The organism is Erwinia sp. 009765445 (assembly GCF_058137865.1).
Genome location: NZ_JBYUWC010000024.1, coordinates 45,768 through 65,684 on the forward strand (window position 1 = coordinate 45,768; position 19,917 = coordinate 65,684).

Annotated in this window: 14 protein-coding genes and 4 pseudogenes; 9 read left to right on the forward strand and 9 right to left on the reverse strand. The window is 55.8% G+C overall.

Translation table 11 applies throughout. From position 1 onward, the window contains the following. Positions 1–335 precede the first annotated feature (335 nt). Both AC3Y5R_RS21610 and AC3Y5R_RS21615 read right to left on the reverse strand, forming a co-directional pair. Positions 336–1,346, reverse strand: a pseudogene (locus AC3Y5R_RS21610) (hypothetical protein). Further along, positions 1,336–3,282: pseudogene (locus AC3Y5R_RS21615) on the reverse strand (methyl-accepting chemotaxis protein). The pseudogenes AC3Y5R_RS21610 and AC3Y5R_RS21615 overlap by 11 nt, the downstream one beginning before the upstream one ends. Positions 3,283–3,528: 246 nt before the next feature. Here AC3Y5R_RS21615 and AC3Y5R_RS21620 point away from each other — a divergent pair. Further along, positions 3,529–4,239 (forward strand): Bax inhibitor-1/YccA family protein, encoded by a 711-nt coding sequence (locus AC3Y5R_RS21620; RefSeq protein ID WP_489923038.1) that lies wholly within the window; start codon positions 3,529–3,531, stop codon positions 4,237–4,239. Positions 4,240–4,364: 125 nt separating this feature from the next. On the opposite strand, the gene AC3Y5R_RS21625 is transcribed toward AC3Y5R_RS21620, so the two are convergent. From AC3Y5R_RS21625 to AC3Y5R_RS21635, 3 genes are read right to left on the reverse strand one after another with little or no spacing between them, the layout of a single operon-like run. Next, positions 4,365–5,330, reverse strand: coding sequence for a lysylphosphatidylglycerol synthase domain-containing protein (locus AC3Y5R_RS21625; RefSeq protein WP_489923039.1), 966 nt, complete (start codon positions 5,328–5,330; stop codon positions 4,365–4,367). Then, complete coding sequence (gene clsB / locus AC3Y5R_RS21630; RefSeq protein WP_489923040.1) at positions 5,330–6,571, reverse strand: cardiolipin synthase ClsB; 1,242 nt, start codon at positions 6,569–6,571, stop codon at positions 5,330–5,332. The genes AC3Y5R_RS21625 and clsB overlap by 1 nt, the downstream gene beginning before the upstream one ends. Further along, complete coding sequence (locus tag AC3Y5R_RS21635; protein ID WP_489923041.1) at positions 6,568–7,329, reverse strand: endonuclease/exonuclease/phosphatase family protein; 762 nt, start codon at positions 7,327–7,329, stop codon at positions 6,568–6,570. The genes clsB and AC3Y5R_RS21635 overlap by 4 nt, the downstream gene beginning before the upstream one ends. A gap of 183 nt (positions 7,330–7,512) precedes the next feature. On the opposite strand from AC3Y5R_RS21635, the gene AC3Y5R_RS21640 reads away from it, so the two are divergent. The 7 genes from AC3Y5R_RS21640 to AC3Y5R_RS21670 all read left to right on the forward strand — a co-directional run bounded on the left by AC3Y5R_RS21640 (position 7,513) and on the right by AC3Y5R_RS21670 (position 14,021). Further along, entirely contained in the window at positions 7,513–7,902 is a 390-nt protein-coding gene (locus AC3Y5R_RS21640; RefSeq protein ID WP_158783262.1) for a YbhQ family protein, read from the forward strand. 120 nt (positions 7,903–8,022) lie between these two features. Continuing rightward, positions 8,023–8,580 (forward strand): cytochrome b, encoded by a 558-nt coding sequence (locus tag AC3Y5R_RS21645; protein WP_489923042.1) that lies wholly within the window; start codon positions 8,023–8,025, stop codon positions 8,578–8,580. A gap of 67 nt (positions 8,581–8,647) precedes the next feature. After that, positions 8,648–9,166, forward strand: a complete 519-nt coding sequence (locus AC3Y5R_RS21650; RefSeq protein WP_489923043.1) for a sigma-70 family RNA polymerase sigma factor — start codon at positions 8,648–8,650, stop codon at positions 9,164–9,166. Next, positions 9,163–9,927, forward strand: a complete 765-nt coding sequence (locus tag AC3Y5R_RS21655; protein WP_489923044.1) for an anti-sigma factor family protein — start codon at positions 9,163–9,165, stop codon at positions 9,925–9,927. The genes AC3Y5R_RS21650 and AC3Y5R_RS21655 overlap by 4 nt, the downstream gene beginning before the upstream one ends. A 212-nt stretch (positions 9,928–10,139) precedes the next feature. Further along, positions 10,140–11,537, forward strand: a complete 1,398-nt coding sequence (gene rhlE / locus AC3Y5R_RS21660) for an ATP-dependent RNA helicase RhlE (protein ID WP_489923045.1) — start codon at positions 10,140–10,142, stop codon at positions 11,535–11,537. Between the two features lie 131 nt (positions 11,538–11,668). Beyond that, positions 11,669–12,616, forward strand: a complete 948-nt coding sequence (dusC, locus tag AC3Y5R_RS21665; protein WP_489923046.1) for a tRNA dihydrouridine(16) synthase DusC — start codon at positions 11,669–11,671, stop codon at positions 12,614–12,616. A 208-nt stretch (positions 12,617–12,824) separates the two neighbouring features. Continuing rightward, positions 12,825–14,021, forward strand: coding sequence for an MFS transporter (locus AC3Y5R_RS21670; protein WP_489923047.1), 1,197 nt, complete (start codon positions 12,825–12,827; stop codon positions 14,019–14,021). A gap of 6 nt (positions 14,022–14,027) precedes the next feature. On the opposite strand, the pseudogene AC3Y5R_RS21675 reads toward AC3Y5R_RS21670, so the two are convergent. Both AC3Y5R_RS21675 and AC3Y5R_RS21680 read right to left on the reverse strand, forming a co-directional pair. Continuing rightward, a pseudogene (locus AC3Y5R_RS21675) lies at positions 14,028–14,213 on the reverse strand (polyphosphate kinase 2); the annotation flags it as partial. Then, positions 14,204–15,112 (reverse strand): annotated as a pseudogene (locus AC3Y5R_RS21680) (inorganic phosphate transporter); the annotation flags it as partial. The pseudogenes AC3Y5R_RS21680 and AC3Y5R_RS21675, both read right to left, overlap by 10 nt. Before the next feature lie 218 nt (positions 15,113–15,330). Here AC3Y5R_RS21680 and AC3Y5R_RS21685 point away from each other — a divergent pair. Continuing rightward, positions 15,331–16,347, forward strand: a complete 1,017-nt coding sequence (locus AC3Y5R_RS21685) for a CorA family divalent cation transporter (RefSeq protein WP_489923048.1) — start codon at positions 15,331–15,333, stop codon at positions 16,345–16,347. 53 nt (positions 16,348–16,400) lie between these two features. On the opposite strand, the gene AC3Y5R_RS21690 is transcribed toward AC3Y5R_RS21685, so the two are convergent. Both AC3Y5R_RS21690 and AC3Y5R_RS21695 read right to left on the reverse strand, forming a co-directional pair. After that, positions 16,401–17,705: a L,D-transpeptidase family protein gene (locus AC3Y5R_RS21690; protein WP_489923049.1), complete on the reverse strand. Its 1,305-nt coding sequence runs from the start codon at positions 17,703–17,705 to the stop codon at positions 16,401–16,403. A gap of 183 nt (positions 17,706–17,888) precedes the next feature. Next, a complete protein-coding gene (locus AC3Y5R_RS21695; protein ID WP_489923050.1) occupies positions 17,889–19,703 on the reverse strand; it encodes a glycoside hydrolase family 15 protein in 1,815 nt (604 codons plus the stop codon). Positions 19,704–19,917 lie beyond the last annotated feature (214 nt).

A 19,917-nucleotide genomic window follows, 5' to 3' on the forward strand; every position in this document is an offset into this window, starting at 1 on the left:
CCTAATCCTGTCAGGAAAGTGTAGTAAAACGGTATTATTCCATTAATGAGATCCTTGTTGTTATTTTTATTGGTAAAGTTATAAATATCATTACCCTCATTAATGAAAAATATTTTTTTGTTGTTTTTTATTCTCAGGAATAAATAAGCCATTACGGGTGCGCCAAAAAAACCCATACTTGAATGATATGAATAAAAAACAGGCAGGACATTTTCCTTTTGTAATTCATTGAGCAGGTTATGATAATTTTTTCTATTTAAATTATATAATAAAATGCACGCAATCAAACAAATTAATGGGATAATGGCAATAAACATTGCTATGGATTTCATTTTTTATTTCTCGAAATAGTCAAAAAAAGCATCAATCAGAGAATCACTTACCTGACTACCCGCATAGCCCGCGGCTATTGAACCGACTGCTGCGCATGCAACTCCTCCCACACCTGCTGTGGCGATACCAATTGCTGCACATACTCCCAGTCCAGCAGCAGCACCTATTGCTCCAGTGCCTAATCCTGCTAAAGTTCCTGTACCGAACTTTGAATATTCTCTGTAAGCCACTTTCTTGCATTCATCTTCACGCCCTTTACTACAGGCATCCACCACGTCATTAGTCGTTCCCGCAAAAGAGAAACCAATACCAATATAGCCTCCGGCCTTGAGGAAACGAGCCGCTTTGGCCGCATTGCCAACATAGTATGAATATCCTGGTATCCCACCCATCCCCACAGTGGACTACTCATGCACAATCGAACGGCTGGAGAGATTTAACGCCCGCTTCATATTTTCATACTCCCGGAATTTCACCGTATGGCGGGAAAGTGATTTTAACAGCGGTTTGTTAACCAGACCCTTTAACTGATTCAGCAGCTGATTACGTTCAATAAAGAACTGCTGACTGATCAGCGTCCCCTGGGTGCGGAACTGATTCTGATAGCTGGCCTCGATTTTTTTAAGGGTTTGCTCAATAGTATTAAAATATTTTTCACCGGCATCTCCGGCTGTACTGAAAACCTTATCCCCGACGCTGGTCAGCGCGGCAATCGCCCCGTAATGCTTTCGCATAACACCGGCCTCTTCGGCATTTACGCCGATAAAAGCCGCATTGGTTTTTTGCTTCGCCTGCCTGAGCGCGTTCAGCATTTGCAGGGTAAGTTGAGCTGGCGTGTCCGGGTCAGCAACAATCAGAATCTGACCGGGCTGCAGCCACTGCGTATCCGCATTGAGTTTCATAAACAGGCTGGCGGACGGGGAACGGCTATCCCTGAACAATTCCCGCGCCTGATAATCCAGCGATCCGGGTCGTTTCACTACGCAATATCCGGGGGCTATGTTACGCGCCATCCAGCCGGAACAACTGCACGGTCTGTGCCAGCTGCTGCGCCTGGTCTTCCAGCGAGGCGGCGGCGGCCGACATCTGCTGCACCAGCGCGGAGTTCTGCTGAGTGGCGCCATCCATCTGATTAACTGCTACCGTCACCTGACCAATTCCCTGCGACTGCTCGTCAGAAGCGTGCATAATCTCGCCGATGATCGTTTTCACTGAATTCACCGCCGAGGTCATCTCCTGCATGGTTTTCCCGGCATCCTGAACCAGCGTGACGCCCTGATCAACACGTTGGGTGGACTCGCTGATCAGTGCGGAGATATCTTTCACCGCATTGGCGCTGCGCTGAGCCAGGCTGCGCACTTCTGCTGCCACTACGGCAAAGCCACGACCCTGTTCACCGGCCCGTGCTGCCTCAACCGCGGCATTCAGTGCCAGGATGTTGGTCTGGAAAGCAATACCGTTAATAATGCTGGTGATTGCGCCGATCTTGCGCGAACTCTCATCGATCTGCTGCATAATCGTCACCACCTGCTGCACCAGCTGCTCGCCGCGTCTGGCGATATCAGTGGCATTTTCAGTAAGTGAATTTGCCTGATGCGCATTGTCGGCGTTGTGCTTCACCGTGGCGGTCAGTTGCTCCATGCTGGCGGCTGTTTGTTCCAGCGCGGCTGCCTGCTGCTCAGTTCGCGAAGCAAGATCAAGGTTGCCCGAGGCAATCTCGCCAGCGCCCTGGCGCACTGAATCACTGGCGGAAATGATTTCGCCAACCATGGTGCGCAATTGCTGCTGCATGGTCTGCATGGCAAAGAAAATACTCTGGCGGTCGTTTGCGCCAACCGGGATTTCTGCCGTCAGATCGCCTTCCGCCACGCCAAGGGCGATCTCGGCGGCCCGAGCTGGTTCACCACCGATAGGGCGGGCAACTTTCCGGCTGAACAGCAGGCCCAGAACGGCACAGACAATCACAATGCTCAGCACCATCATAATCAGCGCGCTCATCAGCTGGCGGTTTGCGATGGCCATCACCGCCTTAACCGGCGTGACAATACCCAGATACCACGGCAGTTCGCTGTTGCCGATCTTCACAGGACGCCAGGTTTCCAGCACGTTTTCACCCAGTACACTGTCGTAGTGCTCGGTAATGTTCTGGCTGAATTTGTCGGTTTCTCCGGGATAAGGTTTACCCGACTGCGCTTTATCGGGGCTGGAAACCACCAGGCCTTTATTCGACAGCAGCAGAGCATAACCAATGCCTTTCCACGGCTTGATCGCTCCAACGGTTTGCTGCAGCGAAGCGAGGGAAATATCGGAGGTAATCACCGCTTTCAGTTTGTTATCGTCAATCACCACCGCAGCCACCGAGGTCAGCAGCGTATCCACGCCGTTATAGGCATAGCTGTAGGGTTCAATCAGCACGTCTTTCTGCAGCTTCTGCGGGATCAGATAGTAGTCTCCCTAGCCCGGAGTCAGGAATGAGTCGAGGTTATGCAGGGCAAAATTGCCGTTTTTGTCGCGGTCGACGAAGCGCGCAAATCGGCCTTGTGGCGCTGCGCCCGGCTGTTGGGCGATTTCCGCATCTTTGCCGTCGAAAGCGTTGGCTTCAAAAATCACCGACATCGACAGATAATCCGGGTTCTGTTTGAGGGAGTATTTCATCAGGTCTTCAGCGACCTTACGGTCGGCGATCCCGGCACCGGGAAGGGCAATCAGGCTCTGTCCCAGATCTTTAGCGACGGTGCGGGCGTACTCCAGATCTTTCTGCACTCCCAGCGCGTTACTTTCGGCGATTTGTCCGAGGTACTCTTCGGCCAGCATGCGCTGTTGTTGGCTGGACTGCCAACTCAGCAAACCAATGGTAACGGTGAAACCAAGAGTGATGGTAAGCGCTCCAGTCAGGAGCATCAGGGTGCGGGTGCTCATTTTCCGCGTGCGGCGTGGCTGGCTGTTCATCAGGATTCCCCGGTGTAATAGGAGGTGCTACGTTTATAGAACTTCCTGTCAGGCGGTCTCCCTGTATTCTGACTATCGGCAGCAACCGCCCAATCTTTATCTCCGGCTGAACCATTTTTGCGTACCGGACTTCAACCTCAGGCTAACTGCCTGCGAAAAACGGTCTGCAGGGCTGGCTTAACCAGACCTGAATGTGCCAGACTTATCGCTACCAACGTTAAATTTAACCTTTATAAGGGGAGCATCATGGATCGATATCCACGTTCCAACGGTTCAATTGTTTCGCAGGCTGGTACCGGGCTGCAGACCTATATGGCTCAGGTCTATGGCTGGATGACCTGTGGTCTGTTACTGACTGCATTTGTTTCATGGTTTGCCGCTAACACACCGGCGGTGATGGAGCTGGTTTTCGCTAACCGCATCACTTTCTTTGGCCTGATCATCGTCCAGCTTGGGCTGGTCTTTGTGCTGTCAGGCATGGTGCATAAACTCAGCGGCGCGGCGGCGACCGGCCTGTTTATGCTCTACTCGGCGCTCACCGGGCTGACCATGGCGAGCATTTTCCTGGTCTACACCTACTCTTCAATCGCCAGTACTTTCCTGGTCACCGGCGGGATGTTCGGTGCGATGAGCTTCTGGGGTTACACCACCAAGCGTGACCTGAGCGGCATGGGCAGCATGTTGTTTATGGCGCTGATCGGTATTGTGCTGGCTTCACTGGTTAACATGTGGCTGAAAAGTACGGCACTTATGTGGGCGGTGACCTATATCGGCGTGGTGGTGTTTGTGGGCCTGACCGCTTACGACACGCAGAAGCTGAAAAACATCGGTGAGAACATCAATACTGATGATAAAGAGAACCTGCGTCGTTACTCCATTATGGGAGCGCTGACGCTGTATCTGGACTTCATCAATCTGTTCCTGATGCTGCTGCGTATCTTCGGTAACCGCCGCTAGGTGCTGAACTGGCGGGCGAATAGTTCGCCCGCTGTAAGGGCATGCACGAAGGGCCGGGGAGGAATCTATTCCGGCCGGCCAATGACTGGTACGAATCGATATGGCGGAATTTATTCCGCCTTTTTTTAAGATTTCTGCATCTTCCGCTGATTTTTCTGCTTCAGGGTTTTGGCCCGACTCTCCAGCCACAGATAGAGCACCAGCGCCAGCAGCAACGGGGCGATAAAATAGAGCACCCGGTAAGCCAGCAGGGCAGCGATAATAGTGCCGTGCGACAGATGATCGCCGCTCAGCAGCGCCAGAAATACCGCCTCCAGCACGCCAATCCCCGCCGGAATATGGATAATCACCCCGGCGATACTGCTGATCAGCAACACTCCCAGCACCTGCGGATAATCGACTTTCTCTGCCAGCAGCAGCCAGATAATCGCGCCCATCACCAGCCAGTTAGCGCTGGAAACGGCAAACTGCAGCAGCGCCATACGAAACGAGGGAAGCGCCAGTTTGTGGCCTTTGACCGTCCAGCGACGGCGCCTGGAGAAGGCACACAGCGCCAGATAAATTACCACGAAGGACAGCAGCGCCGCGCCAATGGTGCGCAGCGTTCCCTCGCCGATAAACCATCCGGCAGGTATCGGTACCATCCCGGCGCTGAATACCACACCGGACACCAGCACATAGCCCAGCCAGTTGGTGGCGATACTCAGTGAAAATATCCGCGTAATGGTGCTGCCCTCCAGCCCCAGACGGGAGTAGAGCCGGTAGCGCATAGCCACGCCGCCAACCCATGTACTCAGCGTCAGGTTGAAGGCGTAACAGACAAACGAGACCAGCATCACCTGACGTTTTTGCAGTTTATGACCGCAGTACGCCTGACCAATCAAGTCGTAGACGCCATAAGTCAGATAGCTGACCACCACCAGCGCCACGGAGCCGAAAATCGCCACGCGGTTATAGTTGCCGATCACGTTGATCACGTCATGCCAGTTCACTTTGCGGGCATAAATCACCAGCAGCACAATCACGGCAATAAAAAACAGCCAGGTGAGGGCTTTCTTTACCCACTTCCAGTGGGAATGTCCTTCAGCCATCAGGGTTTCACTCTCTCTTTGGGATCCACACGATCCTGGGTTTCCATTTCAGGCTGCACCGGCGGCGGCACCTGTGCCAGCTTCGGCGTATGAGCGGGCAGCCAGCCAGCAATGGCCGGAAAGTGGCGCAGGAAGTGAAACACCACCACGCTTTTTGATAACTGCCACCAGTTTTGCTTTGGCAACTGGCTCTCTTCCACCCGCTGGCACTCTTCAGCCAGTAACCGGTTCAGCTCGTTACGCAGCACCTGATTAAAGGCGCGGTCGTGGATCATCAGGTTTGCTTCCAGGTTGAGCGACAGGCTCAGCGGATCGAGATTGCTGGATCCAACCGTCGACCATTGAGTGTCCTGCACCGCGATTTTGGCGTGCAGCGGACGGCGGATATATTCATAAATCTCCACGCCGCCGCCGACCAGATAGTTGTACAGCAACTCGGCTCCGACCTTGACGATCGGCATATCCGGTTCACCCTGCACAATCAGCTTCACCGTGACGCCACGCTGCGCCGCACTGCGCATCTCCCGCAGCAGATGGTAACCGGGAAAGAAATAGGCGTTGGCGATGATCACTTCCTGTTTGGCTTCGCGCAGCATCGTAATGTAGTGCTGCTCGATATCGTCCCGGTGCTCGTCGTTATCACGCCAGACAAACAGTACCTGTGCGTCGCCCGGCGTGGCATTGTGTGCCGGGCGGTGCGATCGGCCACCCCACCAGCGACGTGGCACTTGTTGACTGCTGATCGCCTGGCGGACGTAGCGGGTGATGTCATCAACAATCGGACCGCGCACCTCAACGGCATAATCCTGCTTGGCTTCCGGCCCATAGCTGGAGTTATGCTCTGACGAAAAATTGATGCCGCCGACAAAGGCAATCACCCCGTCGCAGACCACGGTTTTACGGTGCAGGCGGCGAAAGATATTGGTTCGCATACCCAGCACCAGCGGGCGGGGATCGTAATAAAGGAAACGCACGCCAGCAGCAGTCAGAGTGCTGATAAACTCGTCGGAAAGATCGTTGGAGCCGTAGCCATCCAGCATCATTTCCACTTTCACGCCACGTTGAGCCGCTTCCAGCAGCACAGCGTGCAACTGTTTTCCCACCTGATCTTCAAACAGAATAAAGGTCTCCAGCAGCACCGTCTCTTTTGAGCGACGGATTGCCTCAAACACCCGCGGGAAATACTGCTCTCCGTTGGCAAGCAGTCGCAGGCGGTTACCGTCACGCCATTCCATTTTCATAGGTGAATCTCCACCGCCAGTGGCGCGTGATCGGACAGGTGTGACCAGGGGCGCAGGGGAATGGTCTGCGGGTGGCTGATCCCGGCGTTACGAACATAGATGCGGTCAAGCCGCAGCAGGGGAAAGCGGGCAGGGAAGGTACGCGCCGGGCGACCGGACTTGCGGCTGAAAACTTCTTCCATCCCGGCTCCCCGTTTTAAGATCGCGTTGGCTTTCTGCTGCCAGTCATTGAAATCACCCGCCACCACCACCGGTGCGTTTTCAGGCAGGCTGTTAATCAGTTCGCAAAGCATTGTCAGTTGTGCCGCGCGATGGGCGTCACGCAGCCCCAGATGTACGCAGATTGCATGCAGCGTGGTTTGAGTATGGGGAATGGTCACCTTACAGTGCAGCAGGCCACGTTTTTCCGTGCCCTGCACTGAAATGTCACGGTTCTCATACTCCATAATGGGAAAACGGGACAGGACGGCGTTGCCGTGGTCGCCTTCCGGGTAGACCGCATTGCGACCATAGGCGAAATCATGCCACATCGTGTCGGCAAGAAATTCGTAATGAGGCGTGTCGGGCCAGTTTTCCACCTGCAATTTGTGGACCGCGTGGGCACCCATCACCTCCTGGAGAAAGACGATATCCGCTGAGGTGGCCCTGACGGCATCACGCAGTTCAGGCAGAATAAAACGTCGGTTAAAAGCGTTAAAACCCATGTGTGTATTGATCGTCAGGACTTTTAATGAAAATCCTTGCGCGTTTTGTGACATACTGTGCGCGCTCTCCTTTTCGACAGACAAAGAGTAAAGTGTAGTCTTTGTCACAAAAGAGTGTCGGCAAGCCGCGATCTTTGCGGCATTATCCGAAAACTACGTTAGTCTGAGGAAATTCGTTATCACGCTACTGTGGTAACAAGGCTGGGCGACCTCTGTTGGGTCTGCCAGGAGAAAACAATGAAATGGTCTAATCGTATTCAGATTGTCACCGGACAAACCTGTGTACATATCACGCTGCACCTCCTGCTGATTGCCGGACTGGTGTGGGGATGGAAGCACCAGACACTGCTGCAGGTCAGTACGGTATTTCTGGCGATGTATGCCAGCGTATTTGCCGCGATGCTGATGACTCAACGCAGCCCTCGTTTACGTCGTGTTGGCGACTTCCTGGAAGATGTCACCACCACGTATTACTTTGGGGCCGCCATGCTGGTGCTGTATCTTTTGTCCCGCGTGATCCACAACAACCTGCTACTGGGTGTTGTAGGTGTGCTGATGCTGACCGGACCCGCCGTGGTCTCTCTGCTGGCTAAAGAGCCTGTTCGCGCTCGCCAGCGTCACCGCTGATGCACTACGGGCCGCCGTCGGGTGGCCCGTTCTTTATCTCCCCCTTCTTTTTTTCAAAATAAACTGAATAAGATCCCGTTCTGAACTGTTCACTCTGTAAATCACTCAGGGGAACGCACCATGCGCCAGACTTCCACTTCGTCGCACTACGATCGCTTATCCATCACGCTGCACTGGCTGACCGCGATCGACGTTATTTTTCTCTTTGCCAGTTTTCAGGTCTGGTCACGACTGGAGCGTGGCACGCCACTTCGTCACAGCCTGCAGTCCTGGCATATCTCCTTCGGCATTCTGCTGGCAGTGCTGATGATTGCGCGCATTGTCTGGCGGGTCAGTAAAGGCCGTCGTCTGCCTCCGGCGACGCCTTCACGCGCGTTGCACATTGGGGCAAAAGCGGTACACGGGCTGCTTTATCTGATGCTGATTGCGCAGGTGGTGCTCGGTTTCCTGTTCCGCTGGGCGCAGGGCGAAGAGTTTGCCTTTTTTGGATTTGGCGACATGTCCGATCTGATTTATGTTGATGGCTCTCTGCGCCATTTGCTGGGAACCCTGCATTACTACAATGCCTGGGGGATTATTGTCCTTGCCGGGGGCCATGCGCTGGTGGCGCTGTTTCACCACTATGCGCTGAAGGATCCTACACTCAGAAGAATGATCCCCGGGCTGAAAATCCGCTGACGTGGCTTTTATCTTCTCCCGGGGCACCGTAAAAAAGGGGCTTAAGGGATGCTTTTAAGGAGTCCGGGTGAGTAACAGCGTGGATATTCGTGGCGAACTCCCTCTCTATCTGGCGCGGCTGTGGCGCTACGGGCTGGTATTGTCCCGCAAACGCGACGTGGCGGAAGATCTGGTGCAGGCAACCTGCCTGCGGGCGCTGGAAAAAAGCAGCCAGTTTACGCCGGGCACGCGGCTCGATCGCTGGCTGTTCTCAATCCTGCACTCCATCTGGATCAATCAGGTTCGTGCCAGCCACCTGACCCGTCAGCAAAATATAGACGAGCTGGACAGGCAGGAGTTTCAGGTCGCGGAGAGTGACGTTGACCGGCTATGGGCGCAACAGGTGCGCGACCGCGTTAACGGGCTGCCGGAAGCGCAGCGCAATGCGGTTTTTCTGGTCTACGTCGAAGGGTTTACCTATCAGGAAGCGGCCGACACGCTGACCGTCCCCATCGGTACGATCATGAGCAGGCTGGCGAATGCCCGCCTCGCGCTGGCAAAAGACCCGGGGCTGCAACAGCAGCGCAGAAAAGGAGGGCAGTTATGAGCTGGATTATCAACGCACCGCTTTCAGACGAAATGCTGGTGGCTTATCTCGACAATCAGCTTAACGACAGCCAGTCGCAACAGGTTGAAAAGATGCTAAATGAAGATCCGGAGCTGGTGATGCGTCTGAATCAGCTGGATTCTGCCAGCGTCGATTTTGCGGCGGCGTTTTCCCCGCTGCTGGATGAGGCTCCGCTCAAATCGATGCAGGAAAAATTGACAATCCACCCGCAACAAGCCCCACAGGGGATCAGCCGCCGCACGCTGATTGCCGCTACCGTTTCCGCACTGGCAATCGGCCTGGTGGGGGGAATGAAAGGCAGGCGCCTGTTCGATAACGACGATGGCTGGCGTGATACCGTGGCGCAATATATGGCGCTGTACACCCGTGAAACGCTGAGCGGCAGCAGCCTGACACCTGCTGCTGCGAATGAACAGCTCGCTCTGGTCAGCCAGCGCCTTGGCCTGCAGTTGAATGCCACAGTATTAACCCTCTCAGACAGCGAATTCAAAGGAGCGAGAATGCTCGACTATGACGGCGTGTCGATTGCGCAGATTGTCTGGCAGGACCGGCAGTCCGGCCCGCTGGCGCTTTGTATCACTGCCGCTTCACAACCTGAAGATACCGCCTTCAGCCAGGAAAAGCGGCGCGGGATGAACGTGGTTTACTGGCGGCAGCAGCACTACAAATTTATGCTGATTGGTCATAGCAGTGCCGGGCAACTGCGGGAGATGGCTCAGAATCTTGCGGAGGCTGTGTGACGGAATCGCTTTTCCCTCGCTGGTAAAAGAGAGATTTTCCCCCCGCCAAAAGAAACACTCCCGGTGCTGATGTAATGTCTGTTATAATCCGCTCCTTACGCACCGTGGTTTGTGCTCCCTTTCAAACGTCAGGCGAAGCCTGGCGTCATATTCTCCCCCTGGAAACTACACCGCTTATTGCGGTCAGGGCGGATCCGGAGTCAGTCAATTTTATGTCATTTGATTCTCTCGGCCTGAACGCCGACATTTTGCGTGCTGTTGCAGAACAGGGTTATAACGAGCCAACGCCAATCCAGCTGCAGGCTATTCCTGTGGTGCTGGCGGGCCGCGACCTGATGGCCAGCGCGCAGACCGGTACCGGTAAAACGGCCGGTTTTACGCTGCCTCTGCTGCAGCTGCTCAGCAGCGCGAACCCGCACCCGAAAGGGCGCCGTCCGGTTCGTGCGCTGATCCTGACCCCCACCCGCGAACTGGCGGCTCAGGTCGGTGAAAACGTCCACGATTACTCTAAATATCTCGATCTGCGCTCGCTGGTGGTGTTCGGCGGCGTCAGCATCAACCCGCAGATGATGAAGCTGCGTGGCGGTGTGGATGTGCTGGTTGCCACCCCTGGCCGCCTGCTGGATCTGGAGCATCAGAACGCGCTGGATCTCTCCCTGGTGGAGATTCTGGTGCTGGATGAAGCCGACCGTATGCTGGATATGGGCTTTATCCATGATATCCGTCGCGTGCTGGCCAAGCTGCCTGCGAAGCGTCAGAACCTGCTATTCTCGGCCACCTTCTCTGATGAGATTAAAGGCCTGGCGGAAAAACTGCTGCACAACCCTGAGCAGGTTGAAGTGGCCCGTCGTAACACCGCTTCCGAGCAGGTTACGCAGCACGTGCATTTCGTCGACAAAAAGCGTAAACGGGAACTGCTCTCCTTCCTGATTGGCCGTGATAACTGGCAGCAGGTGCTGGTGTTCACCCGGACCAAGCACGGTGCTAACCACCTGGCTGAACAGCTGAACAAAGACGGCATCACAGCCGCAGCGATTCACGGTAACAAGAGCCAGGGCGCTCGTACCCGCGCACTGAGCGATTTTAAAGAAGGCAAAATTCGCGTGCTGGTGGCGACGGATATCGCCGCGCGTGGGATTGATATTTCTGAGCTGCCGCACGTGGTGAACTACGAGCTGCCAAACGTGCCGGAAGATTACGTGCACCGCATCGGTCGTACCGGTCGTGCTGCGGCAACCGGTGAAGCGCTGTCGCTGGTTTGTGTGGATGAGCACAAACTGCTGCGTGACATTGAGCGCGTACTGAAGCGTGAGATCCCACGTATTGCTATCGAAGGCTATGAGCCGGACCCGTCAATTAAAGCGGAGCCGATTCAGAATGGTCGTCAGCAGCGCGGTGGTGGTAACGGCGGCGGCGGTCGTGGTCGTGGTGCGCCTCAGGGCAACCGTGGCGGCGAGCGCGGTCAGTCTGCCGGTGGCGAACGCAGCCAGGGCAACGGCCAGCGTCGTCATGGGGCAGGTGCCGGTGCGGCACGTGGCGCGAAGCCGGAAGGCAGCAGCAACGGTGCACCACGCAATAAAACTCGTCAGCGCCGTTCTAACCCTGCATAACGGTTAAGCCTGAGCGCCGGTTCCGATCCGGCGTAAGGCCATTTTCCGTCAGTGCACTCTTCGTGGTATGACGGGAACTCTCTTCGGGGGATCGCCAGATCCCCTTATCTCAGCGACGAATGAGTTGTGACATGCGCGTTTTACTTGCCCCGATGGAGGGCGTGCTGGACTCCCTGGTGCGCGAGCTGCTCACCGACGTCAACGATTACGATCTCTGCATCACGGAATTTCTGCGGGTCGTTGACCAGCTCTTGCCGGTCAAATCCTTTCATCGCCTCTGCCCTGAACTGCTCCATGCCAGCCGCACTCCCTCTGGTACGCTGGTGCGTATTCAACTGCTGGGCCAGTATCCTGAATGGCTGGCGGAAAACGCTGCTCGTGCGGTGGAATTGGGGTCATGGGGTGTCGATCTGAACTGTGGCTGCCCGTCGAAAACGGTCAACGGCAGCGGCGGTGGAGCGACACTGCTGAAAGATCCCGAACTGATTTATCGTGGTGCAAAAGCCATGCGTGAAGCGGTGCCGAATCATCTGCCGGTCACGGTTAAAGTGCGATTGGGCTGGGAGTCGGGCGATCGGCAGTTTGAAATTGCCGATGCGGTACAGCAGGCGGGCGCGACGGAACTGGCGGTTCACGGCCGCACCAGGGAAGACGGTTATAAAGCCGGGCGCATCAACTGGGCTGCAATCGGCGAAATCCGCCAGCGCCTGAGCATCCCGGTAATCGCTAACGGCGAGATCTGGGGCTGGCAAAGCGCGCAGGAGTGCATGCGGGTCACCGGCTGCGATGCGGTGATGATTGGCCGGGGTGCGCTGAACGTGCCGAATCTGAGCAGAGTGATTAAATATAACGAGCCGCGAATGCCATGGGCAGGTGTGGTGACGCTGCTGCATAAATACGTGCAGCTGGAGAAGCAGGGCGATACCGGCCTGTACCACGTAGCCAGGATCAAGCAGTGGCTGGGGTATCTGCGTAAAGAGTATGAGGAGGCCAGCGACCTGTTCAGCCATATCCGGGCGCTGAAGACCTCCGGCGAGATCGCCAGCTTTATCGATCGTTATGCTTTGTCCTTCGCCTGAGCGGCGAAAAAAATTTTATTCTGCCAGGCCGCCCTCGCAAGGCGAAAGCGGCTAACATTTACCTTATGCCCGGAGCAGAGCGGCTGGCATAAGTGCCATTCACCTGCTGTTAACGGAAACGGTCACATTTATCAATATTCTTCACAGGATCTCTTAGTGTGCTAAGGGTATGATGTGACCCACATCACACACATTTTTTGGCTCTGACATGTCTTCGACCCCTGCATTATCCAATGCACAGCTCAACAAACGCATTATCTCCGTTGTGGTTTTTACCTTCTTTTGTTACCTGTCGATAGGCCTGCCGCTGGCGGTGTTGCCGGGCTATGTGCATAACAAGCTGGGCTACAGCTCGTTTATGGCTGGCCTGATTATCAGCCTGCAGTATTTTGCCACGCTAATCAGCCGTCCGCAGGCCGGACGCTATGCCGATCTGCTGGGTCCGAAAAAAGTGGTGCTGGTGGGTCTGGTGCTGTGCGGTGCCAGCGGTCTGTTCAGCCTGCTGGCGGTGCTGCTCGATGCTAATCCGTTGACCAGCCTGATCCTGCTGGCGATTGGCCGCCTGGTGCTGGGGCTGGGCGAAAGCCTGACGGCAACCGGTTCTATTTTGTGGGGCATGAACATTGTTGGTACGGTGCAGAGTGCGCGCGTTATCTCCTGGAACGGTGTGGCGACCTATCTGGCGATGGCGGTGGGTGCACCACTGGGCGTGCTGCTCAACTCCGCATTTGGTATTCCGGGCTTTGCCGTGCTGATTATGCTGATGGCGATCTACGGCTTCTGGCTTGCCACCCGGCGTCCTGCGGTGGTGGTGGTGGTGGGTCAGCGTATCCCGTTCAACAAAGTGTTCTCGCGCATCTGGTTGTACGGTCTGTGCCTCGGGCTGGGGACCGTTGGTTTCGGGACGATTGCCACCTTTATCACCCTCTATTTTGCCAGCCATAACTGGAGCGGGGCCGCCTTCTCTTTGACGCTGTTCAGCCTCGGTTTTGTGGCGATGCGTCTGGTGTTCAGCAACTATATCGGACGTTTTGGCGGCATCCGCGTGTCGCTGGTTTCCTTCGCCATTGAATGTATTGGGCTGCTGATGATCTGGCAGGGCAGCTCTTCGCTGATGGTGGATGTTGGGGCGTTTCTCACCGGCTCGGGCTTCTCGCTGGTGTTCCCGGCGCTGGGCGTGGAGGCGATCAGGCAAGTAGCACCGCAGAATCAGGGATCGGCGCTGGGGCTCTATTCGGCCTTTCTCGACTTCGGGCTTGGTATCACCGGGCCACTGGCCGGGTTGCTGATTGGGCACTGGGGCGTGGATTCGATCTATCTGGCGGCGGCGGCGGTAGTGCTGTTTGCGTTTGCCATTACCTTGCGGTTACAGATGTTGACCCGCACCGTGGTGCAGGCCAGCTGAGAAGAGCAGGGCGCCGACACGGCAGGTGCGCGGGTTGAGGCGTTGAGTTATTCGCTTGATCACTCCCCCTTTACCGGCGGCATCACGACCTTCAAATATAATCACCACGCGGTGACCGGTTCGCGTCACCCATTTCTGCAGTTTTACCAGCTCGCCCTGTAAACGCAGCAGCTCGCGGAAACGATAGTGCCGGTCAGTTCGGCCAGCGCAGGCACTACCTGCGGGTTGAGCGTGCCGGTGCGGACGTAATCAGTCAGGACGCTGTAAGGTGAAGCGGGAGGTGCAACATCCGGCGAGAGGCGCGTCAGCTCCTGCCGGGTAACCATGGTCATGGCTGCCACGCGAGGACTTTGCTCCGCAGGGATGGAGCGGTTCAGCGCGTAGGCAATCGGCATAGTGCCGACGAGGATCAGCATAATCAGGCCCATGCCTTTCTGACCGTCGTTGGAACCGTGGGCAAAAGAAACCCCGGTACAGGTGAGGATCAACAGGCCGCGGATCCAGGCTGGTGGCGCTTTGTTGCCCTCCGGCGCTTCATACAGCTTGCGGTTTTTCACCGTCGCTTTCATCACCAGCAGCAGCACGGCGGAAAGAATGAAGCCAATCAGCGGAGAGAACAGCAGGGCATAACCAATCTTCAGCGCCTGGTCCCAGTCCACGCCGCTGGTGCCGGTACCGGCCTGCAGGATCAGTTCAACCGGCAGCAGCGAGATGATGCCAAAGGCCACCACCCCGGTAGAGAACATCACGCCGAGGAAGTTAAAAAAGCCGGACCACAAAACGGCCACGGTCGGCGTCAGCGAGTGGGTGTAAATCACCGTCGCCACAGCATTGGCGGTGTCATGAAAACCGTTAACGAACTCAAATCCCAGCGCAATCAGCAGCGCCAGGCCCAGTAACAGGAATGGCACGTAGCTGGTCACCACGTCTCCGGCATCGCTGACATCGTTAAACAGGTTGACCCCGGCGAAAGCGATGCCAAGGATCACCAGCAGGATAAACAGCATGACAGAAACACGACTGGTTTTTTTGTAGAGAGGGGGGCGACCGGCGGTGGTCTGGCCCTGATGAATCGCACTATTGTGGCTCATAAAACCTCTGTCTTATCGTTGGAGTAAACGTGGCCCGGTGCAGGTGCAACTGCACGCTAACAGTGAGGGTGATACGCAGGTTTTATGACGGAAAGATGATGTACAAAAATGCCTCTGACCGGCGCTGGATCTGATCCCGGCCAGCGGTGAGCCGTCAACTCTCTGTCACAGAGTTGCGTTACCGTCCGGTGACACTTTGACTTACAAGCCGGACTTTCATGACCCAACGCCAGCCTCTGACCCTGCAAAAACCTGACTTTACGGATGATGTGGCCGGACTGATTTATGGTTACTTATTCTGCAGCGACGCCGGACCAAGGCGCCTTTCGGCACAGGAGGCTGTGGAAGCCTGGCAGCATAAAACGGAAGGGGAAGGTTTTCTGTGGCTGCACGTTAACCTCAGCCATGCTGCTTCGGCACGCTGGGTGAAAAACAACTTCTCAGTTGATGAAGCCTTTTTTGATGAGATCCAGCATGGTTCACACACCACCCGTATCGAAAGGCAGAACGATGCGCTGATGGCAGTGCTGAACGATGTGATTTTTAATCCGCGTGAAAGCAGTGACGAAAATGCCACGTTGTGGATCTGGTGCCGGGCCGGTCTGGTCGTCAGCGCCCGGTTCAAGCCGGTGCGCCTGATCGAGCGGTTGGTCGGCAAACTGGACGAGCAGGTCGCGCAGTCATCCACCGAGCTGCTGGTGGAGCAGGAAACGGTATTGGAACAGATCGTCCGTCACGCCAATTTGTATGTCGATCAGATCGAAGAGCGGCTGCTGACTCACCACATTAAAAACAACCGCAGCGAGCTGGGACGGCTGCGGCGTATGCTGCTGCGCTTCCAGCGATTGCTGGCCCCCGAACCTGCCGCACTGTTCCGCCTGATTAACCGGCCACCGGGCTGGCTTGACCGGCAGGTGGTGCAGGATCTGCGTCAGTTTACTGAAGAGTTTACGGTGGTGCTGAACGATCTGATTGGCCTGACCGAGCGCATCCGTTTGCTGCAGGAAGAGATTGCTTCCCGGCAGCTGGAGCAGAGTAACCGTACCCTTTACACCCTGACGGTGATCACCGTGCTGGCGCTGCCGATTAATATTGTGGCGGGTTTCTTCGGGATGAACGTTGGTGGGATCCCGCTGGCAACCAACCACCACGGATTTATTTTGCTGGTGCTGCTGGTGACTCTGTTTACCTGCGTGGCCGGATGGCTGGCGTTGCGGCGGCGGGACAAAATGTAATGGACTGGATAAAAAAACGGGCCGTCAGGGCCCTTTTCTTCGCACAGCAGTAATTAAGACTGGCTGTTAACTGTTGCAGCTGCCGGAGCGACGGCTTTGGCAGGCACAGAGGCCGGTTTGTTTTCGTAAATCGGGCCTGGCTGCTTCGGCACCACGAAGGTGCTGTTATCCGGTGCGGCAGGGGCCGCCGGAGACTGCTGCTGCGCAGGTGAATCGGTGGACGGGGTCTGAGGTACAGCTTGCTGATCCTGCTCACCGGTTTGCGGGTTGACCGCTGGCGCACCGCTGTTTGCTGGCGCGTTAGCATCAGCCGGAGCAGCGTTCTGATTCACCACGTTAGCGCCCTGGTTAGTCACCGGGGTCATTGGCTCTTCTTTCGGCATAGCTCCTTCCATCTCCTGCACGGCAATCGGTGCAGCATAGCCATTGTCCGCTGCGCCGTTTACTTTGGTCGGCATGCCGGTACGGGCTTTCAGTGCATCTTCCATCGCGGCGGTATCAACGCTGGCATCCGATACCACTTTGTTCACTACCGGAGTAATGCTCAGAGGAATTGGCTCGCGAGAGTTAAACTGCTCTTCGGTCTGCGACAGTGGGTTATGCACTTCCACCAGACGGGAACCGTCAGGCTCAACGGTGGCTTTGATCGGCTGGTCGATAAACTGCACGCGGGTGCCAACCGGCACGTTGTCGAACAGCCATTTGATGTCATCAGCACGCAGACGCACGCAGCCGTGGCTTACGCGAAGACCGATACCGAAGTTGGCATTGGTGCCGTGGATTGCATACAAACGGCCGATGTACAGCGCATACAGGCCCATCGGGTTATCCGGGCCGGCAGGGAAGACCACAGGCAGTGGCGCACCGGCAGCCACGGAGTCTGCGTGCATCTTTTTGGTGGGCGTCCAGGTCGGGCCATCTTTCTTACGCTCAACGGCGGTGGTCCAGTTGATCGGGGTATCTTTACCCAGCTCGCCCACGCCGACCGGCAGCACCACTACGGTGTTGGTGCCTTTCGGATAGTAGTACAGGCGCATCTCCGCGCTGTTGATCACGATGCCTTCACGCGGAGCGTCCGGCAGGATCAGCTGCTGAGGAATAATCAGTTTGCTGCCCGCTTTTGGCAGATAAACATCCACACCCGGGTTGGCTTCGAGCATATTGCTCAGGCCCATCTGATACTGCGCAGCAAAGGCTTCCAGCGGAAGTTTGCTGTCCTGAGGGAGGGTAATTTCAAGATTCTGGCCAATTAGACGGCTGTTTGCGGCTGGCAAAGTATAAACAACGGCAAAGGCTGAGTGGCTGTATGCCGTTACGGCCAGGGCTAAAGCGGCTAATGCGCGGATGCTCTTTTTCATATTCTTCAGGTATAGCGCCATGTGATCAGTGGATAAATGAGCCTGTGCCGGTCAGGTGTGATCGGCTGCACATTATATGGTCATAATTATCTCAATGAAACCAGCATTTGTAACAGTTGAACTAACTTTACGCAGAATTATCTGTAAAGCCGGTTCCGGACTGGGAAAAGGCACAATTTGTCTTCAGGGTTGCCACAGAGGATCGTCGCCGTTCAGTTTCCGGTTCAGGAAAAAGGCGGCGCTGATCAGTGCCAGATGACTCAGCGCCTGCGGTGTGTTGCCCAGCGCACGTCCCTGCCGATCGAACTCTTCCGCATACAGTCCGAGCGGGTTAGCGTAGCTCAAAAGCTTTTCAAATTCGAAATGCGCTTCATAAACCCGGCCCGCTCGCGCCAGACACTCGACATACCAGAATGAACAGGCGGTGAAAGCGCCTTCCTCGCCCTGCAATCCGTCAGCCGGGGTTTCCTCAAGGTTATAGCGGCGCACCAGCCCGTCGCTGACCAGCTTCTCTTTGATGGTATCCAGCGTGGACAGCCAGTCAGGATCGGTCGCGCCGACAAAGCGCACCAGCGGCATCAGCAGCATCGAGGCATCGACAAAATCTCCGTGGCGGGTGGCGGTAAAATGCCCGCGCTCTTCATTCCAGAAATTGCTCCAGATATCCTCACGAATTTCATCGCGGGTTTTACACCAGCGGTCGTAAGGGAATGAGAGAGAACGTTTTTCACCGAGGCGTACTGTACGATCCAGCGCGACCCAGCACATCAGCCGGGAGTGCAGAAAATGCTGCGGTTCGCCGCGCATCTCCCAGATCCCGGCGTCGGCCTGGTTCCAGTTTTCGCACACAAAATCAATCATTTTGGTGACGTGTGCCCAGCCGCGATGGGAGATAGCTTCACCGTATTTGTTGGCGAGATAAATGGCATCCATCAGTTCGCCGTAGATATCCAGCTGTGACTGTCGCCAGGCGTCGTTGCCGATCCTGACCGGGGTGGAGTTGGCATAGCCCGACAGGTTCAGCAATTCGCTTTCATGCAGTTCGGTGCCGCTGTCGAGACGATACATCACCTGCAGCTTCTCCACATCGTTATGGCTGTTTTCCACGCAACGGCCGACCCAGTGGGTGAAATGCCGGGCTTCATCCACATAGCCCAGACGCATCAGCGCGTACATGCTGAAAGAGGCGTCTCTGATCCAGGAAGCGCGATAGTCCCAGTTGCGCTCTCCGCCCAGCTCTTCGGGTAGTCCAAAGGTGGCCGCCGCAGCAATCGAGCCATGCTTACACGAGGTCAGCAGCTTAAGCGTCAGCGCCGAACGATTTACCATCTCCTGCCAGCGGCCATGATAGGTATTCTGGGCACTCCAGTGCCGCCAGAAATGCAGCGTCTCGTTGAAGCAGTTTTCGGTGTTCTCTTTATCCAGATGTTCATCGTCGGCGCAGCCAAGCATAAATTCCCTGCATTCGCCTTTCTTCAGGGTGAACGTAGCGATAGCGGCGTTTTTTTCCACGGCAAAATCGACGTTGCCGCACAGGCGAAGAGTGGGCTGATCTTTCGCGCTGAACAGCACGCAATTATCCTGTTTACTGGCGCAGGTTGTAGCCCGGGCATAATTATGTACCGGCGCACAGCGCAGGCTGAAGGTCGCATTGCCATGGACCACTTTAACTCGCCGTATAATTCTCGGCTGCCGGTCTTCCTGCTGGCACAGCGGCATGTAGTCGGTGATTTCAGCCACGCCTTCCGTCGCCAGCCAGCGGGTTTGCAGAATGTTGGTATCCGGCAGGTAGAGTTGCTGCTGCCGCGCCCCCTGCCAGTCGGGAGCGATACTGAATAATCCGGCCTCATCGCCATCCAGCAGCGCGGTAAAGACCGAGGGGCTGTCAAGATTGGGCCAGCAGAAATAATCGATGGTGCCATCGTTGGCTATCAGTGCACAGGTACGCAAATCACCGATCGCTCCGTGGTCTTCAATCTTACGTTTTATTTTGCTCATTCCATTCCCCGGCGTTGTCGGTGTTACCGCTAACTATAGTCACTGGCTGCGCGTTATGGGGCAGGGAAGCGCAACGAGGAGTAAACCAGCGGCTCTTTTCCTCTTCTATACTTGCTGAAGGCTATCACCATGAAAAAGGAGAAATGTAATGAACGCGCCCCATTCATTTGATACTGAGCACAACCGTGATGAGGAAGGTGTGGAGCCTCACAGA

Excerpts from the sequence above, each read along its gene's own strand:
- AC3Y5R_RS21690 (WP_489923049.1), bottom strand. The coding sequence starts at position 17,705 with ATGAAAAAGAGCATCCGCGCATTAGCCGCTTTAGCCCTGGCCGTAACG.
- AC3Y5R_RS21635 (WP_489923041.1), bottom strand. The coding sequence starts at position 7,329 with ATGTCACAAAACGCGCAAGGATTTTCATTAAAAGTCCTGACGATCAAT.
- rhlE (WP_489923045.1), top strand. The coding sequence starts at position 10,140 with ATGTCATTTGATTCTCTCGGCCTGAACGCCGACATTTTGCGTGCTGTT.
- AC3Y5R_RS21640 (WP_158783262.1), top strand. The coding sequence starts at position 7,513 with ATGAAATGGTCTAATCGTATTCAGATTGTCACCGGACAAACCTGTGTA.
- dusC (WP_489923046.1), top strand. The coding sequence starts at position 11,669 with ATGCGCGTTTTACTTGCCCCGATGGAGGGCGTGCTGGACTCCCTGGTG.
- AC3Y5R_RS21620 (WP_489923038.1), top strand. The coding sequence starts at position 3,529 with ATGGATCGATATCCACGTTCCAACGGTTCAATTGTTTCGCAGGCTGGT.
- AC3Y5R_RS21695 (WP_489923050.1), bottom strand. The coding sequence starts at position 19,703 with ATGAGCAAAATAAAACGTAAGATTGAAGACCACGGAGCGATCGGTGAT.
- AC3Y5R_RS21685 (WP_489923048.1), top strand. The coding sequence starts at position 15,331 with ATGACCCAACGCCAGCCTCTGACCCTGCAAAAACCTGACTTTACGGAT.
- AC3Y5R_RS21655 (WP_489923044.1), top strand. The coding sequence starts at position 9,163 with ATGAGCTGGATTATCAACGCACCGCTTTCAGACGAAATGCTGGTGGCT.
- AC3Y5R_RS21625 (WP_489923039.1), bottom strand. The coding sequence starts at position 5,330 with ATGGCTGAAGGACATTCCCACTGGAAGTGGGTAAAGAAAGCCCTCACC.
- AC3Y5R_RS21670 (WP_489923047.1), top strand. The coding sequence starts at position 12,825 with ATGTCTTCGACCCCTGCATTATCCAATGCACAGCTCAACAAACGCATT.
- clsB (WP_489923040.1), bottom strand. The coding sequence starts at position 6,571 with ATGAAAATGGAATGGCGTGACGGTAACCGCCTGCGACTGCTTGCCAAC.
- AC3Y5R_RS21645 (WP_489923042.1), top strand. The coding sequence starts at position 8,023 with ATGCGCCAGACTTCCACTTCGTCGCACTACGATCGCTTATCCATCACG.